The sequence below is a fragment of the Marinitoga piezophila KA3 genome (assembly GCF_000255135.1).
GTDB classification, from domain to species: Bacteria; Thermotogota; Thermotogae; order Petrotogales; family Petrotogaceae; genus Marinitoga; species Marinitoga piezophila.
In genome coordinates this window covers 1,304,358-1,319,155 of sequence record NC_016751.1, presented here as the reverse complement: position 1 = coordinate 1,319,155, position 14,798 = coordinate 1,304,358, and the positions used below count along the sequence as shown (strand labels likewise).

The window sequence follows — 14,798 nt, the reverse complement described above, 5'->3', positions numbered from 1 at the left end:
CCTCCTTTAGCACATTATAATCCAGAATTCTTAAAAAATACAGGTGGATGAATCTTTAGATTTTCGCCACCATTTTTTCGTAAAATTCCACCTATTAATTGACATTCACCGTTCTTTTTCCCATATCCTAAAAACATTTCCTGCAGTGAAAATTTATATTTCCAGGCAAGTTTCAAAAAACTTTCAAAATGAACAGGATGATAAACAAAAATCATTCTTTTCTTATTCTTTAATAAATAATTGGCTGCATAAAAAAACTTTTCAAGGTCGTTTATATCAAATGTTCTTGCAGTTTTTCTATCCTCATATGGGCTTATCAAAGATTTATCAGAATAATGTGGTGGATTTGTTATAACGCAATCTATTGATTCCCTTTTAAAGTATTTCTCTATATTTTTTATATCATCGTTAATAAAATCAACTCTATTTAAAAGATTATTTGATTTAATGTTTTCTAATGAACATTCAAAAGGTTCTTTTTGAATTTCAATTCCGGTAATTTTTATATCTTCATATATCTTTGCAAGAGCAATTGAAACATTACCAATTCCAGAACCAAGCTCAACTATATTTTTTTCATTTTTTAACAAATCTGAAATTTGAGCAAGAAAAGTGGAACCATGTGTTGGTAAATGATATTTTCCTGGTGAGCATAATTTCAAATTTCTAAAAATGTCTTCTATTATATCAAAATTTATCATTTTATCACCGTACTACCTTTATTTATAATATTTAAAATCTTTGAATTATCAATTACACTTCTTGAATAATTTTCAACATTCAAATCATTAATATTTGAATTTACAATTTTTGACCAGGAAAAATTCTTTTGAATCATTGTATTAATGCTCGAATTATCAATATATGCTTTACTAAGATTTTCTATTTCCACATTAGCAAAAACAGATTTAATACTTTCGAGCATATTTACATTATTCATAACTATATTTTTAAACGTACTTTCTTTTATAAAAATCTCCTCTGAATTGAATAAATTAATTTGGGTTTTATATCCTATAGTATTATATAAACAAATTCTAAAATCATTTGAAGATATTAAATCTGAGTTTTCCAGAAATTCAGAATCTTCAAGATATATGAGCTTTGCATTTTTACCTATAATTTTAACCTTATCAAAAATAGTTTTAGAAGCAATAAAAATTCCACCATCAACTATTATTTCTCCATTACCGTTTATTAAGGATTTTCCAGGTCCCGGCATAATAAAGAAAACACCTTTTATAACTAATTTAGAATTAGAGACAAATTTTAAAATACTTCCAGACTCAACCATAACAACACTATCTTTACCTAAAACAGTTTCTCCACCAATTAAAAATTCTGAATTAATCTGTGGCAAATAAAGGTTTTCATTTGAAGATTCAAGAATATTTCTCACCAGATGAACAAAAGTTCCAGAAAAACGAATTGTAGGTTGTGAAGGAAAACTTAAAGTTCCAAATTTACTTTTTTTCCTGATCATTGCAACATTTGCTTTTTCAAGTCTGGCATATGCCGCCTTTGTTTCCACTTCTTTTTTCCAACCATATTCATAAGGTGTTTCCACAATATATGATTCAATATCAGTTTCATAATCCCAGCCAAATGTATCAACAGAATAATCAATTAACTTTGGGTTTCCTGAAGGCATAGATGGAATAGAATATTCCACTTCTATTTTTATTTTCTTTGTGGTGATATTATTTCCATTATCAATAACAAGCAATGTTCCATCGTCGGTAGTATCATCCAGTATTTCGCTCATTGTATATGTTGAATAAATACCATCTTTTGTTTTTAAAAATACCTTTAAATCCTCATCTTTTGTCCAATCATCAAAAAGTTTAATATTTGTATCTCCAAATACAGAAATTTTAAGTGTATCGTTTAGAATTTTAGGTGGTTTATCTTCATCGGTATTAATGGTTATTATCTTTTCTTTAGAAATATTTCCATATTTATCAACTGCGTAAAGTTCAAAATTTTTAGTTCCAATATCCTTTTTTAGAGGAATTTTTATATTTATATTAAAATTGTAAGTATTGCTTGCATCTTTTAAAATAAATCTTGAAAGATCAGTAGCTGGAGAAGCAGCGGTAACATTTAATTCTCCAGATTTCAAATAAACATTTAAAAATCCAATTTCTGGCGCTGTTGTATCATAATAAAATGTAAAAGTTCTTTCTGAAACCTTATTTTTATTTTTGTAAATTTCCATTCTTAATGTATGTTTTCCTTCTTTTAAATCTTTAAAATAATATTCGCTTCCATTTTTTTCATATTTAATTTCATTTTCTCCTTCGAAGAATTTTACTTCATAATCTAAACTTTGAGGAATTTGAATTTTAATAGGGAAAGAAGGTGACGCAATGTCACCTTCGATTGTAATATTTATTTTGCTTTGTTGATCACATGAAATGAATATAAACAATATTAAAAACAAAAAAGGTATTAACAATTTTTTCATCAATATTACTTCTCCTCGTATAAGAACTTTAAAATAGGTGAATCTGGTGATAATAATAATATATTATTGTCCATAGAAGAATTATATATATCAGCTAATCTTCTTAATTCAAAGAATTCTGGACTTTGATTATATGCATCAGCATATATTGTAATTACACTTGCATCTGCAGTACCTTTTATAACCTCGGCATTTTTCTTAGCTTCGGAAATAATAATCTTAACTTTCTTATCAGCTTCAGCTTTTATAATTTCTGATTCTCTTTGACCTTCAGCCCTTATTTGGGCAGCAATACTATATCTTTCTGCCATCATTCTATTATATACAGCTTTTGAAATATCTGGTGGCAAATCAGTTCTTTTAACCCTAACATCTACAATTTCAATACCAAAATCCTTAAGGTTATGACTGCTTCTTTCAGTAATTTCTTTTAACATTTCTTCTCTTTTTTTAGATAAAACCTCTTCAAAAGTATATTTGGCAACTAAATCCCTGACATTTGAATATACAACATCATCAATTCTTGTCAAAGCAAGCTGTACAGAACGCATACTTTCCATAAATGTTTTTGGATCATTAATTCTCCAGATTGCGTATGTATCAACAACTATAGTCTTTTTATCTGCAGTTATTATTCTTTCTGGTTCAATATCATATAACATTAACCTTTTTTCAAATTTTACCACATTATCAACAAATGGTGTTTTAAAATTAATTCCCGGTTTCGTTACAACTTTTCGTATTTGACCAAATCTTAAAACTACTGCCTGTTGTTCCTGGTTAACAATGAACATAGAAGATAAAATCAACCAGCCAACTAAAATTAATAATACAATTATAATTATTTTATTTTTGGTGAGCTTCATTTTGTACCACCACCTATTTCTGGCAAATTAAGCAATTTTAAAGTTTCAGAACTATCAACAATAATCTTTTCCTTTGAATTTTTAAGCAAACCTTCAATAGCTTCAAAAATAATACGTTTCTTTGTAATATCCTTTGTCATCTCATATTCTTTTAGCATAGCCTTAAACCTTTTAGCTTCACCTGTAGCAAGCGCAACCTTTTCATATGCATAAGCTTCAGCTTCTCTCATAATCTTTTGAGCTTCACCCTGAGCTTTTGGAATAACGTCATTTGCATATCTATTTGCTTCATTTATGAATTTTTCCTTATCCTGTTTGGCGCTATTAACATCATCAAAAGCCTTTACAACTTCAGCTGGTGGACTGACTTCCTGAAGATAAACATTTTCAATTTTTATACCTGCACCATAGCTATCAAGAATTTTCTGTACCTTTGCTGCAGTTTCCATAGCAATTCTATCCCTTTCAGTGGTCAAAACATTATCAATTGGATTAATAGCAACCATTTCTCTTAAAACACTTTCTGTAGCAAATTTTACCATTTCAAATCCATTGAGTATCCTGAATTCAAATTTTACAGGATCAGCAATTCTGTATTGTACAACAGCTTCGAGATTTACAATATTTTCATCACCTGTAATCATTAATGATTCTTCATCTACAGGTTGATACTCAATCTTTCCACGATAATTTACAGTCCTAAAACCAATTTCAATCTTTTTCAAAGTTCTTACATCCACAATTCTATGTGTTTGAAATGGATATGGCAAATGCCAGTGAATCCCTGGCCCTGTACTTGAAGTATACTTACCAAAAGTAAGTACCAATCCCATTTCAGATGGTCCAACCTGATATACGCTTGTTCCTGCGTAGGCTAAAACCAATAAAATTACAACAGCCCAGATAATCTTTCTAAAAATATGCTTATTTTTTCTGGGCTTTTCTTCTTCAACATCAAAAATTTCAAAGTTTTCTGACATCCTTCCACTCCCCTCGTTATAGGTTTTCCAGAATTTTTCTAACAGTGATTATATCCTCAGCATGTTCCTGATCATCGCCAGGTGTTTCTAAATGCATAGGAATTTTTAAAATTTCCTCAAAAGAGAAAAACGTTTTAAATCCTTCTATACCAATTTCGCCTTTTCCAATAAATTCATGCCTATCCTTTCCAGCTCCTAAAGGAAATTTTGAATCATTTAAATGAATCATTTTTAGTTTATCTAAACCTAAATATTTTTCAATTTCATCTAACAAAGCTCTTACTCCGTCTTTATTTCGAATATCATAATTAGAATCAAAACCGTGGCATGTATCATAAGTCATACCAATTCTGTCTTTAAAAGATGTTCTATTAATAATTTCTCCCAATTGTTCTATCTTCCAACCAATATTTCCGCCTTTTTTTGCAACATTTTCTAAAAGTATATAAATATCAAGATCCTTTACTTCATTGAAAATTATATCTAAAGCCTTTGCAATTCTATCATAACCATATTCATCACCTTTACCAAGATGAGAACCAGGATGAACATTAAAATATTTAATTCCTAATTTTGCTGTAACCTTTATTTCTTCAATCATAAGATTAATAGATTTTTGCCAATTTTCATCCTTATGAGAAGCAAGATTGATTAAATATCCAGAATGAACCAAAACATCTTCAAATGCTATGTTATTTTTAATCATTTCATATTTAAATTTTTCAACATCTTTTTCATCAGGTTGTTTAACCTTCCATGTTCTTGGACTGTGTGAAAAAATTTGAAATGTATTTCCGCCAATATTTATTGTATCTTCTGGTACTTTTCTAAACCCTTTTGAAGTACTCATATGAGCTCCAATTTTAACCATTAATTATACCTTCTTTCAATAACCATTTTGCAAATTTAATATCAAATTCAGTTGTTATTTTTATGTTATATTCCTCACCAGGAATTATTCTTACAGTATTTCCAGCTTTGTGGAATATACTTGCATCATCAGTAAAAGCCTTTAATTCATTCTCAAAATTTGTATATGCCTTATATAATTTCTTAAAATCAAAAGTTTGAGGTGTTTGATGAATATATATTTCATTTCTATCGAGAATTTTTTCCACATTATTGTCTAACACATATGAAACAGAGTTTTTTTCAGGTAATCCCAAAACAGCAGAACCACATTTTTCAGCGATTCTAATACTTTCATTTATTTTTTCTGTACTTACAAATGGTCTTGCTGCATCATGTATAGAGACGATTTTAGCATCATATTCAAATTCATTGTATATAAACTTTAAAGCATTAAAAACAGATTCCTGCCTTGACTCGCCACCATTAATTATACTATAAATTTTGTTAATTTCATAACATTCTTTTTTTGTTTCTTCAAGAAAATCTTTATTTGCGACAACAATAATTTTGTCTATTAATTCCGAATATTCATATTTTTCTAATGCAATTCTTAACAAACTTTTACCTAAAATCTGGTAAAATTGTTTAGGAAAGGTTAAATTTGTTCGAGAACCTTTTCCTGCAGCGACAATAATGCCGATATTCATAAAATCACCTCTTATCGAATCAATTTTATCCACTTTATTATATAATTATACTATAATATTATTAATATACAATATCAGTAGAATTTTGAATCAAAAAATTTTGAAAGGGGAGAGAAAATATGTATATAGTTGGAGTGGATTTAGGGGGAACAGAAATAAAAACAGGACTTGTTTCAAAAGATAAAGGAATAATAAAAAAAGTTGCATTACCAACAGAAGCACATCTTGGACAGGAAAAGGTTGTTGAAAATATAGTTGAAACAATAAAAATGGTAAGTGAAGGTGTAGAAAATAAAATAGAGGCAATAGGAATTGGTTCACCAGGTTCAATTGATAGGGATCACGGAATAGTTAGATATTCACCAAATCTTCCGTTCAACAATTTTGAACTTGCACATCATATTTCTGAGAAAGTGAAAGTTCCAACATTCGTGGAAAATGATGCAAATGCATTTACTCTTGGTGAATGGTATTTTGGTTCTGCTCAGGGGATGAAACATTTTGTAGCATTAACTCTTGGTACAGGTATTGGTGGCGGTGTAGTTTCTCATGGAATATTAATAACAGGAAGAGATGGTATAGGAGCAGAATTGGGACATGTAATAGTTGATCCAGATGGACCATTATGTGGTTGTGGTTCAAGAGGATGTATAGAAGCAATAGCTTCAGCGAGAAATACTGCAAGATGGGCAAAAGAATTCTCTGTAAAAATACCTGAAAACAAAGTAGTTGAACTTGCCGGTGGAATAGATAAAATAGAATCAAAACATGTTTTTGAAGCATTAAAAAGTGGAGATTACGTAGCAAAATTGGTAGTTGAAAAAGTAACAGATGCTTTGGCAAGAGCAATTGCAAATTATGTTCACATATTCAATCCAGAATTAATAGTAATAGGTGGTGGAATGAGCAAAGCAGGAAATGCATTAATAAAACCAATAGAAGAAAAAATAAGTCTATATATAATGCCATCATTTAGAGGAACATTTAAAATATTACCTTCAGCATTAGTTGAAGATGCGGGGATTCTTGGTGCATCTGCAGCTGCAATGTATCATACAAGATAGAAAGGAGTAAAAAATGGATTATATAAAAAGGATTTTCAGATTTGAAGATGTAACACAAAAGATTTTTACGTTCAATATTGTAGTATTTGTCTTAATGTTTGTATTTGGAGGAGGATTTGGCGCGTTTTCAAATTCATACACTTTAATAGTTGCTGGAGCACAATATGGAAAATTAATAACCATATATCATCAATACTTTAGATTTATAACAGCTTTATTTGTTCATGGTGGAATATTACATATATCCTTCAACCTATACGCATTATATTATCTTGGAAATATAGTAGAAAGAGTATATGGTCCATATAAGTTTCTAACAATATATCTTGCATCAGGAATAGGTGGAGGAATACTTACACAAATATTTATTCCAAATGCATTTTCTGTAGGTGCAAGTGGAGCGATTTTTGGTTTAATTGGGTTATTATTTGGCGCAGGATTTAGAGATGATACACCACCAATGCTTAAACCAATGACAGGAACAGCATTATTACCGGTAATTTTAATAAACCTTTTTCTTGGATTTACATCATCTGGAATAAACAATTTTGCGCATATTGGAGGATTGCTTGTAGGATTTACATTTGGTTGGTTAACATCGGTAAGAGATACATATACATCATATAAAATATGGAAAATAGCAGGGTATATAAGTCTTGCATTAATATTAATATCATTTGCATGGCTTATATTCTTTGATATACAATTAATATTGGGGTGATAAAAAATGGAAAAATTATATTTTAAAGTTTCAAGAGATCCAATATATTCAGAAATATTCTTATATCCACTTGAAATTGTAATAGCTGATACACCTTTAGTACAGAGATTAAGATATTTAAGTCAATTAGCAGGAGCTGAATATGTATATCCAAGCGCAACACATACAAGATTTTCTCACTCGTTAGGAGTAATGCATATAGCAGGATTATATGCAAATAAATTATTTGAAGATAATCACCAGAAAATAAGAATAATAAGACTTGCAGGTCTTGTACATGACCTTGGTCACGGACCATACAGTCATCAATTTGATGACGTAATTTACAAAAGAATGGGATTAGATGATGGTCATGATGAATACAGAAAAAAGATATTAAACACAAAATTAATAGAGCAGGCATATAATGTATATAAAAAGCTCAACGATTCAAGAACCAAAAAAGATTTTCTAAAAGACTTATCTTTAACTGTAAAAAGAGAAATTTCAGATAATGAAAAAGAAATAAAAGAAGCATTAAAAGAAGTAATGAATATGATAAACGAATTATTTGAAGCAGAAAATAGAGGTGGAAGTCCAGAATTTAACATTGTTCAGGGACCTTTAGGAGCAGATAGACTGGATTTTGTTTTAAGAGATTCATATTATGCAGGAACAAGAGATTTTGGAACTGGAGACCTTGACAGAATAATAAGAAATGCATCAATAAAAACTTCAAATGGAAAAGAAAAATTGTGTTATAACATAAAAATAATAGACAACATCTACACAGTTCTTTTTGCAAGGTTTATGATGTACAAAAATGTATATTTCCATAAAACCTCAAGAGCAGCAGATCAAATGATACAGGAAATATTACGATTAGCTGATGATATACTTGATATAAAATCAAGAGTAGAAGACCTTGATAAATTTGTATCGCTCACAGACCAGAGGATAATAAATGAAATAGAAATGGTATATGAAGAATTATACGAAAAGAAAAACAATGAATTGTTCAGCATAAGCCCTGAATTAATGCAAAAATCAGATAAAGTTGCCAAAGCATATGAACTGGTAAAAAGATTAAAATCAAGGGATTTATGGAAGTTATTAATAGAAATTCCATTTTCAACAACAGGATTAGATCCTTCAGTAATAAGCGTAAGCGTTGCAGAAAATGTGCTAAAACAATTAAAAACCAATATAGAAAAAACAATAAAAACAGATATTCCAAAAGAAGACAAACAGGAATTATCGTATATACTCGATAACTTTGAAAATCTATTTATAATCGATACGCCATATAAATTATCATTAATGCATCCAAAAGAATTCCTTTCAAGCGATGTATCAATTCTTGATTATAACGGTGATATACTTAGATTTGATGAAGTATTCGAAAGATATCCTGCATACAAGTTTATGGAAAGCAATTTAATACAGATATCGAGAATATATTTAACAGAAGATAAAAGGGAAATATTAAGAAAATATGATTTAGTACCAAAAATTGGAGGTATAAACCTAACCACAAGGTGGTGAGATTAAGTTATAAAGTAAGGGGGATGCAAATGGGATATTATGATCAACTATTTAAGGAGATATTTTCCGATAAAGAGATGTTAGTTGAATTTATAAACCTATTTGTAAAAAAGCTAAAAAATTACGACATACAACCTGAAAACATAACAATAGAAAAAACAAAATTCACAGATTTAAAGTATGGAGATAGAGAAAGCGATTTATTATTTAAAATAAAATATGAAGAAAATGAATTATTTCTATATTTAATAATAGAACATCAATCAAGTGTAGATTATTTAATGCAATTTAGAATACTTGAATATATGGTAAGAATATGGAAAAAATATATAAACGAAAATAAAGAACAATCTAAAAGGAAAAGTTTCAAGTTACCGCCAATAATACCAGTAGTATTCTATAACGGAAAAAGGCGATGGACAGCAGAAAATTGGTTTATGAGAAAAATAATTAACTGGGAAGAATTTAGCGTATATGTACCACAATTTAAATATGAAATAATAGATTTAAGTCAAATAGAAGAAAAAGACTTATTAAAAGCCAAAAATGCATTAAGCTTATTATTAGCTGTAGAAAAATTGGATAAAGAGGAAATATCAAAATCCTTAAAAGAAATAAAAGAAGTACTTGAAAAACTACCAGAAAATGAAAAAGAGAAATTCGGTGAATACATAAACGGAATAATAAAAGTATTGGTAAAACGAGAAAAGATAATAGACACGGATATAGAATTTGAGGAAATTAAGGAGGTGAATTATATGTTTGAAAATTTTGTAAGAACTGTTGAGGAAGCAATAAAAGAAAGTAAAGAAAAAGCTAAAATAGAAGGTTTAGAAGAAGGTAGAAGAGAAGGTTTAGAAGAAGGTAGAAAAGAGGGATTACAGCAAGGATTACAACAAGGATTACAACAAGGATTGCAGCGTGGAAAAGAAGAAGAAAGAAGAGAAATAGCTAAAAAATTATTATTGAAAAAATTCGGTAATAAAACGGAACCAATATTACCAAAAATCGAAAAATCAGATTCTAAAACAATAGAAAATATAATAGAAAATATATTCGAGCTTGATCTAAAGGATATAGAAAAAATTATCCAGAAAAAGCTTAATTAAAAGAGATGTAAAAGGAGGATTTCGATGAAAGAATTTAAATATGATGCAGAAAAAGCAAAAAAAATAAATGAAAAAATAAATGCAGTGTTAGAGTTTACAGAAATAGAAGGCAACAAAGAAGGAAAATATCACAACACACCGTTTATGGTAAAAGACAACATTCAAGTATTAGAAACAAAAATGACCTCAGCATCAAAAATACTTGAAAACTATAATTCAACATATACCGCAACAGCAATACAAAAACTCTTAAATGAAGGTTTCAAAATCGTTGGAAAAACAAATCTCGATGAATTTGCAATGGGGGGTTCAAATGAAAATTCAGCGTTTGGACCTGTAAAAAATCCATGGGATCTTGAAAGAATTCCTGGAGGTTCAAGTGGAGGTTCTGCAGCAGTTGTTGCTGCGGGAATAGTACCATTTGCAATAGGATCAGACACAGGAGGTTCAGTAAGACAACCAGCATCATTCTGTGGAATTGTTGGATATAAACCAACCTATGGTGCAATATCAAGATATGGCCTTTCAGCATTTGCTTCATCTCTTGATCAAATTGGAGTACTTGCAACAAACGTAAAAGATGCAGCAACAGTAGTAGAAGTAATGTCAGGAAAAGATGAAAAAGATTCAACAACACTGGATATAAATTGGGATTTAACCTCAGAAATAGAAAAAGAACCTGAAAAAATAAAAATAGCAATACCAAAAGAAGTATTTGAAGTTGAAGGAATAGACCCAAAAGTACTTGAAAAATTCAAAGAAAACATAGAAAGATTAAAAGAAAATGGTATCGAAATAGAAGAAGTGGAAATTCCACATTTAAAATACACCGTTTCAATATATTACATAATAGCACCATCAGAAGCAAGTTCAAACCTTTCAAGATATGATGGAATGAGATTTGCATTAAGAGAAGAAAAAGAATCATTAAAAGACACATACATGGAAACAAGAGATAAAGGTTTTGGAATAGAAGTAAAAAGACGTATATTCATGGGTGCATTTACATTAAGCTCAGCATATTATGATGCATACTTCTCAAAAGCAGCAAAAATAAGAAAACTATTAAACGATGACTTTGAAAAAGTATTTGAAAAATACGATGCAGTATTAACCCCAACAACAACGATGCTACCACCAAAAATTGGAGAATTAAAATCCCCACTTGAATACTATTTAATGGATTTATTTACAATATCAGCAAACATGATAGGAGCACCTGCAATTAGCATTCCTTCAGGATTAATAGACAATTTACCATTTGGAATACATCTAATATCAAAACCATTAGAAGATGCCAAAATGCTAAGAATAGCAAATAAATTTGAAAAAATATTCGGCAGGCTTGAATTACCGGAGGTGCAATTATGAGCAAATACAAAACCACAATAGGACTTGAAATACACGTACAATTACTAACAAAAACAAAAGCATTCTGTTCATGTTCCGCCAATGCATTTGAAAGCGAACCAAACACAAACATATGTCCAGTATGTACAGGACAACCAGGTGCTCTTCCTGTATTTAACGAAGAAGCATTAAAATTAGGAATAAAAGCAGCAATAGCATTAAATGCAAAAATAAATGAATACTCAAGATTTGACAGAAAAAATTATTTCTATCCAGACCTTCCTAAAGGTTATCAGATTACACAATATTTCTATCCATTGGCAAACGATGGATACATAGAAATAGAAGGCAAAAAAATCAGAATAGAAAGAATGCATCTTGAAGAAGATTCAGGAAAAATGTTCCATGAAGGTGAAAAACTTGAATCAGCATCATACAGTCTCGTTGATTACAACAGAAGCGGAATTCCTCTTATAGAAATAGTAACAAAACCAGATATAGAATCTCCAAAAGAAGCAAGACTATTCATGGAAAAACTCAGAAATATATTGAGATATGCAGAAATCTCAACAGGAGACATGGAAAAAGGTGCTTTAAGATGTGACGCAAACATATCAATAACAAATACAGAAACAGGATTCCAGAGTAATCGTGTTGAAGTAAAAAATATCAACTCATTTAAATTTGTTGAAAAAGCGCTTGAATATGAAAGAGAAAGAATAATTCAGCATTTAGAAGAAGGAAAAAACGTACCAATGGAAACCAGAGGTTGGAACTTTGCAACACGTTCCACATTCTCAATGAGATCAAAAGAAGAAGAAGCAGATTACAGATACTTTCCTGAACCGGATATTCCACCTGTAATAGTTACAGAAAAAGATATCGAAGAAGTTAAAAAAACAATGCCAGAAATGATAGACGAAAAGAAAGAAAGATTTATAAAAGAATATACAATAAAAGAATACGATGCAGAAATTCTCGCATCAGACAAAGAACTTGCAGATTACTTTGAAAAATGTGCTAAACTCGTTAAAAATCCACAATTTGTAAGTAATTTCATAATCACAGACCTTCTAAGAGAAATGAACAAAAACAACATAGAATTAAAAGACATAAAAGTATCGCCAGAACACTTCAAAGAATTAGAAGAATTAATAGATAGCGGAAAAATATCAACCAAAATAGCAAAAGAAATATTCATAGACGTATTTGAAACAGGAAAATCACCAGCAGATATAGTAAAAGAAAAGGGACTTGAACAAATAGATGATGACGAAACATTAAAAGAAATAATCAAAAAAATCATCGAAAACAACCCAAAACAGGTTCAACAATACAAAAATGGAAAAACAAAATTATTAGGTTTCTTCGTTGGACAATTAATGAAAGAAACAAAAGGAAAAGCAAACCCACAAAAAGCAAATAAACTTGTAAAAGAAATGTTGGAAGAATAACTTTTAATCATCACCACAGCAAATGCTGTGGTGATTTTATTTTAAATATTATATAACAAAAAAGTCCAGCTTTCGCTGGACTTTTGGTTATGGCTCCGGCGGAGGGATTCGAACCCCCAGCCTAGTGGTTAACAGCCACCCGCTCTACCGTTGAGCTACGCCGGAACAACTTCCGAGAATTATTATAACACAAAATATGCTACTTTGCAAGAAAAAATTTCGAGAATAAAATGTTAATTTTTATCGAACTCATCCCTGGTAATAGGCGTTCCACCAACTAATTCAAAATTAATAAGGCGATATACACCATCAAATTCTGCATGCAAATAAATTCTTTCACTGCATTTAGAGCCAATATACTCCTTATTAATTTCATATCTTGCTCTACCTTCAAAAGCATTTGAAAAATCATATCCTTTTCTCAAATAGCTTCTAAAGGTCTCTCCACAATTATTGCATTTAAAATAAATAACAAGGGATTCTCCTTCATCATAAAAAGGATTTTTGGAAATATCCTTCTCTTTATTCCTTTTCCTGAACCAGAACATTTAAATCACCTTCTAATTTCAATCCATTTTCAAGATAATGGGACAATTTAATAAGAAAATTATTAATATCTAAAATAGATTGATGGAATAAATATTCAATACCAATAAAATGAGAAATACCCATAAGCGTTAAAGCTATTGTTTCCTTATCCTCAAGTTTAACACTTGATAGATTTTTTAAATAACCCTTTCTAAAAGCATCATAATATTTAATAACCTCTTCCTTTGCCACAAATTCCGATTCTCTAACAATTTCATAATAATTTTTATTTCTTTCAAAAAATTTCAAAAATAAATAAGTTCCCTGTAATTCCTGTTCCAATCTATTCAAAGAAACAGAAAGATTTCTACTAATAAACTTTCTTGTCTCATGACTGATGTTTCTAACAATCTCTCGTAAAAAAGTTTCCTTGCTATCAAAGTAAATATAAAAAGTACCAACTGCAAAACCAGCGAGTTTAGTAATATCATAAACATTTACATTGTGAAAACCATAAGTTCCAAATAATTCTATTCCAGCTTCAACAATTCTTTCCTTTGAGTCCAGTTTTTTCGAACGTTCATTTATAAACTTAACATTAAAAATTCTTTCCTTTCTATTAATTCGTTCATCAAAAATCCCATTAAAAACAATATCTTTAAATGATTCCTTATTAATATTAAACCAGTTATAAGCAGCCATAACGCTTAAAAATCTTAATCCACCAACAATAAAAATATATTCAACATCAGAAATATCCCTTTCCAAAATATTAGAAAGAGTATTAATATAAATATTCTTTAATTTTTTTTCATACTCAGGAAATTTATACTGTCCCTCACGGAAAATAGTAACCAATTCTGTATCCTTTGCAGAAAGTTTGAAAACGATGTCTATAAAAGAAGAAATCTTATCTTTTTTGGAATTACCACTAATCTGAGAAAGTTCAACCTCCATTTTTTCAATAAGCTCATTTAAAAAAAACTCAAAAAGTGTTTTCTTATCTCTAAAATAATTATAATATACCCCATTTGAAACCCGGGCATTTCTACAAATTTCAGCAACAGAGACAGTATCATACCATTTTTCAGAAAAAAGCTTCCTTGCAGATTTTATAATCTTTTCCTTTGTACTGGTTTTTCGTCGTCTTCTCAAAATTATTCAACTCCATTTCAT

14 protein-coding genes and 1 tRNA gene are annotated in these 14,798 nt (G+C 29.6%); 6 read left to right on the top strand and 9 right to left on the bottom strand.

Going from position 1 to position 14,798, the window contains the following annotated elements; translation table 11 throughout:
• Positions 1-14: 14 nt before the first annotated feature.
• The 6 genes from MARPI_RS06275 to ispD are packed head-to-tail and all read right to left on the bottom strand — an operon-like array spanning position 15 to position 5,872.
• Positions 15-701, bottom strand: a complete 687-nt coding sequence (locus MARPI_RS06275; RefSeq protein WP_014296753.1) for a tRNA1(Val) (adenine(37)-N6)-methyltransferase — start codon at positions 699-701, stop codon at positions 15-17.
• Positions 698-2,467 (bottom strand): hypothetical protein, encoded by a 1,770-nt coding sequence (locus tag MARPI_RS06270; protein WP_014296752.1) that lies wholly within the window; start codon positions 2,465-2,467, stop codon positions 698-700. The genes MARPI_RS06275 and MARPI_RS06270 overlap by 4 nt, the downstream gene beginning before the upstream one ends.
• 5 nt (positions 2,468-2,472) lie before the next feature.
• Entirely contained in the window at positions 2,473-3,333 is an 861-nt protein-coding gene (gene hflC, locus MARPI_RS06265; RefSeq protein ID WP_014296751.1) for a protease modulator HflC, read from the bottom strand.
• Positions 3,330-4,313 carry an FtsH protease activity modulator HflK gene (hflK, locus tag MARPI_RS06260; RefSeq protein ID WP_014296750.1) on the bottom strand — a complete coding sequence of 328 codons (984 nt, stop codon included), beginning with the start codon at positions 4,311-4,313 and terminating at the stop codon, positions 3,330-3,332. Before hflK ends, hflC begins: the two co-directional genes overlap by 4 nt.
• A 16-nt stretch (positions 4,314-4,329) precedes the next feature.
• Entirely contained in the window at positions 4,330-5,184 is an 855-nt protein-coding gene (locus MARPI_RS06255; RefSeq protein WP_014296749.1) for a deoxyribonuclease IV, read from the bottom strand.
• Positions 5,177-5,872, bottom strand: a complete 696-nt coding sequence (gene ispD / locus MARPI_RS06250; protein WP_014296748.1) for a 2-C-methyl-D-erythritol 4-phosphate cytidylyltransferase — start codon at positions 5,870-5,872, stop codon at positions 5,177-5,179. Before ispD ends, MARPI_RS06255 begins: the two co-directional genes overlap by 8 nt.
• 119 nt (positions 5,873-5,991) lie before the next feature.
• Between ispD and MARPI_RS06245 the strand changes: the two genes are divergently transcribed.
• From MARPI_RS06245 to gatB, 6 genes are read left to right on the top strand one after another with little or no spacing between them, the layout of a single operon-like run.
• Positions 5,992-6,936, top strand: a complete 945-nt coding sequence (locus tag MARPI_RS06245) for an ROK family protein (protein WP_014296747.1) — start codon at positions 5,992-5,994, stop codon at positions 6,934-6,936.
• A gap of 13 nt (positions 6,937-6,949) precedes the next feature.
• Complete coding sequence (locus MARPI_RS06240; protein ID WP_014296746.1) at positions 6,950-7,657, top strand: rhomboid family intramembrane serine protease; 708 nt, start codon at positions 6,950-6,952, stop codon at positions 7,655-7,657.
• Between the two features lie 6 nt (positions 7,658-7,663).
• Positions 7,664-9,181, top strand: coding sequence for an HD domain-containing protein (locus MARPI_RS06235; RefSeq protein WP_014296745.1), 1,518 nt, complete (start codon positions 7,664-7,666; stop codon positions 9,179-9,181).
• A gap of 29 nt (positions 9,182-9,210) precedes the next feature.
• Positions 9,211-10,290 (top strand): Rpn family recombination-promoting nuclease/putative transposase, encoded by a 1,080-nt coding sequence (locus MARPI_RS06230; RefSeq protein WP_014296744.1) that lies wholly within the window; start codon positions 9,211-9,213, stop codon positions 10,288-10,290.
• Between the two features lie 24 nt (positions 10,291-10,314).
• Positions 10,315-11,661 carry an Asp-tRNA(Asn)/Glu-tRNA(Gln) amidotransferase subunit GatA gene (gatA, locus tag MARPI_RS06225; protein WP_014296743.1) on the top strand — a complete coding sequence of 449 codons (1,347 nt, stop codon included), beginning with the start codon at positions 10,315-10,317 and terminating at the stop codon, positions 11,659-11,661.
• Positions 11,658-13,094 carry an Asp-tRNA(Asn)/Glu-tRNA(Gln) amidotransferase subunit GatB gene (gene gatB, locus MARPI_RS06220; protein ID WP_014296742.1) on the top strand — a complete coding sequence of 479 codons (1,437 nt, stop codon included), beginning with the start codon at positions 11,658-11,660 and terminating at the stop codon, positions 13,092-13,094. The genes gatA and gatB overlap by 4 nt, the downstream gene beginning before the upstream one ends.
• Before the next feature lie 90 nt (positions 13,095-13,184).
• Here gatB and MARPI_RS06215 read toward each other — a convergent pair.
• The 3 genes from MARPI_RS06215 to MARPI_RS06205 all read right to left on the bottom strand — a co-directional run bounded on the left by MARPI_RS06215 (position 13,185) and on the right by MARPI_RS06205 (position 14,777).
• Positions 13,185-13,259 (bottom strand) — tRNA-Asn (locus MARPI_RS06215).
• A gap of 68 nt (positions 13,260-13,327) precedes the next feature.
• Positions 13,328-13,642, bottom strand: a complete 315-nt coding sequence (locus tag MARPI_RS06210) for a hypothetical protein (protein ID WP_014296741.1) — start codon at positions 13,640-13,642, stop codon at positions 13,328-13,330.
• Complete coding sequence (locus MARPI_RS06205) at positions 13,617-14,777, bottom strand: TetR/AcrR family transcriptional regulator (protein ID WP_014296740.1); 1,161 nt, start codon at positions 14,775-14,777, stop codon at positions 13,617-13,619. The genes MARPI_RS06210 and MARPI_RS06205 overlap by 26 nt, the downstream gene beginning before the upstream one ends.
• Positions 14,778-14,798: the final 21 nt, after the last annotated feature.

What these genes read in the sequence shown, in the direction of transcription:
- MARPI_RS06240 (WP_014296746.1), top strand. Translation starts at nt 6,950, where the DNA reads ATGGATTATATAAAAAGGATTTTCAGATTTGAAGATGTAACACAAAAG.
- MARPI_RS06255 (WP_014296749.1), bottom strand. Translation starts at nt 5,184, where the DNA reads ATGGTTAAAATTGGAGCTCATATGAGTACTTCAAAAGGGTTTAGAAAA.
- MARPI_RS06230 (WP_014296744.1), top strand. Translation starts at nt 9,211, where the DNA reads ATGGGATATTATGATCAACTATTTAAGGAGATATTTTCCGATAAAGAG.
- MARPI_RS06210 (WP_014296741.1), bottom strand. Translation starts at nt 13,642, where the DNA reads ATGTTCTGGTTCAGGAAAAGGAATAAAGAGAAGGATATTTCCAAAAAT.
- ispD (WP_014296748.1), bottom strand. Translation starts at nt 5,872, where the DNA reads ATGAATATCGGCATTATTGTCGCTGCAGGAAAAGGTTCTCGAACAAAT.
- MARPI_RS06270 (WP_014296752.1), bottom strand. Translation starts at nt 2,467, where the DNA reads ATGAAAAAATTGTTAATACCTTTTTTGTTTTTAATATTGTTTATATTC.
- MARPI_RS06245 (WP_014296747.1), top strand. Translation starts at nt 5,992, where the DNA reads ATGTATATAGTTGGAGTGGATTTAGGGGGAACAGAAATAAAAACAGGA.
- hflK (WP_014296750.1), bottom strand. Translation starts at nt 4,313, where the DNA reads ATGTCAGAAAACTTTGAAATTTTTGATGTTGAAGAAGAAAAGCCCAGA.
- gatA (WP_014296743.1), top strand. Translation starts at nt 10,315, where the DNA reads ATGAAAGAATTTAAATATGATGCAGAAAAAGCAAAAAAAATAAATGAA.
- gatB (WP_014296742.1), top strand. Translation starts at nt 11,658, where the DNA reads ATGAGCAAATACAAAACCACAATAGGACTTGAAATACACGTACAATTA.
- hflC (WP_014296751.1), bottom strand. Translation starts at nt 3,333, where the DNA reads ATGAAGCTCACCAAAAATAAAATAATTATAATTGTATTATTAATTTTA.
- MARPI_RS06275 (WP_014296753.1), bottom strand. Translation starts at nt 701, where the DNA reads ATGATAAATTTTGATATAATAGAAGACATTTTTAGAAATTTGAAATTA.
- MARPI_RS06235 (WP_014296745.1), top strand. Translation starts at nt 7,664, where the DNA reads ATGGAAAAATTATATTTTAAAGTTTCAAGAGATCCAATATATTCAGAA.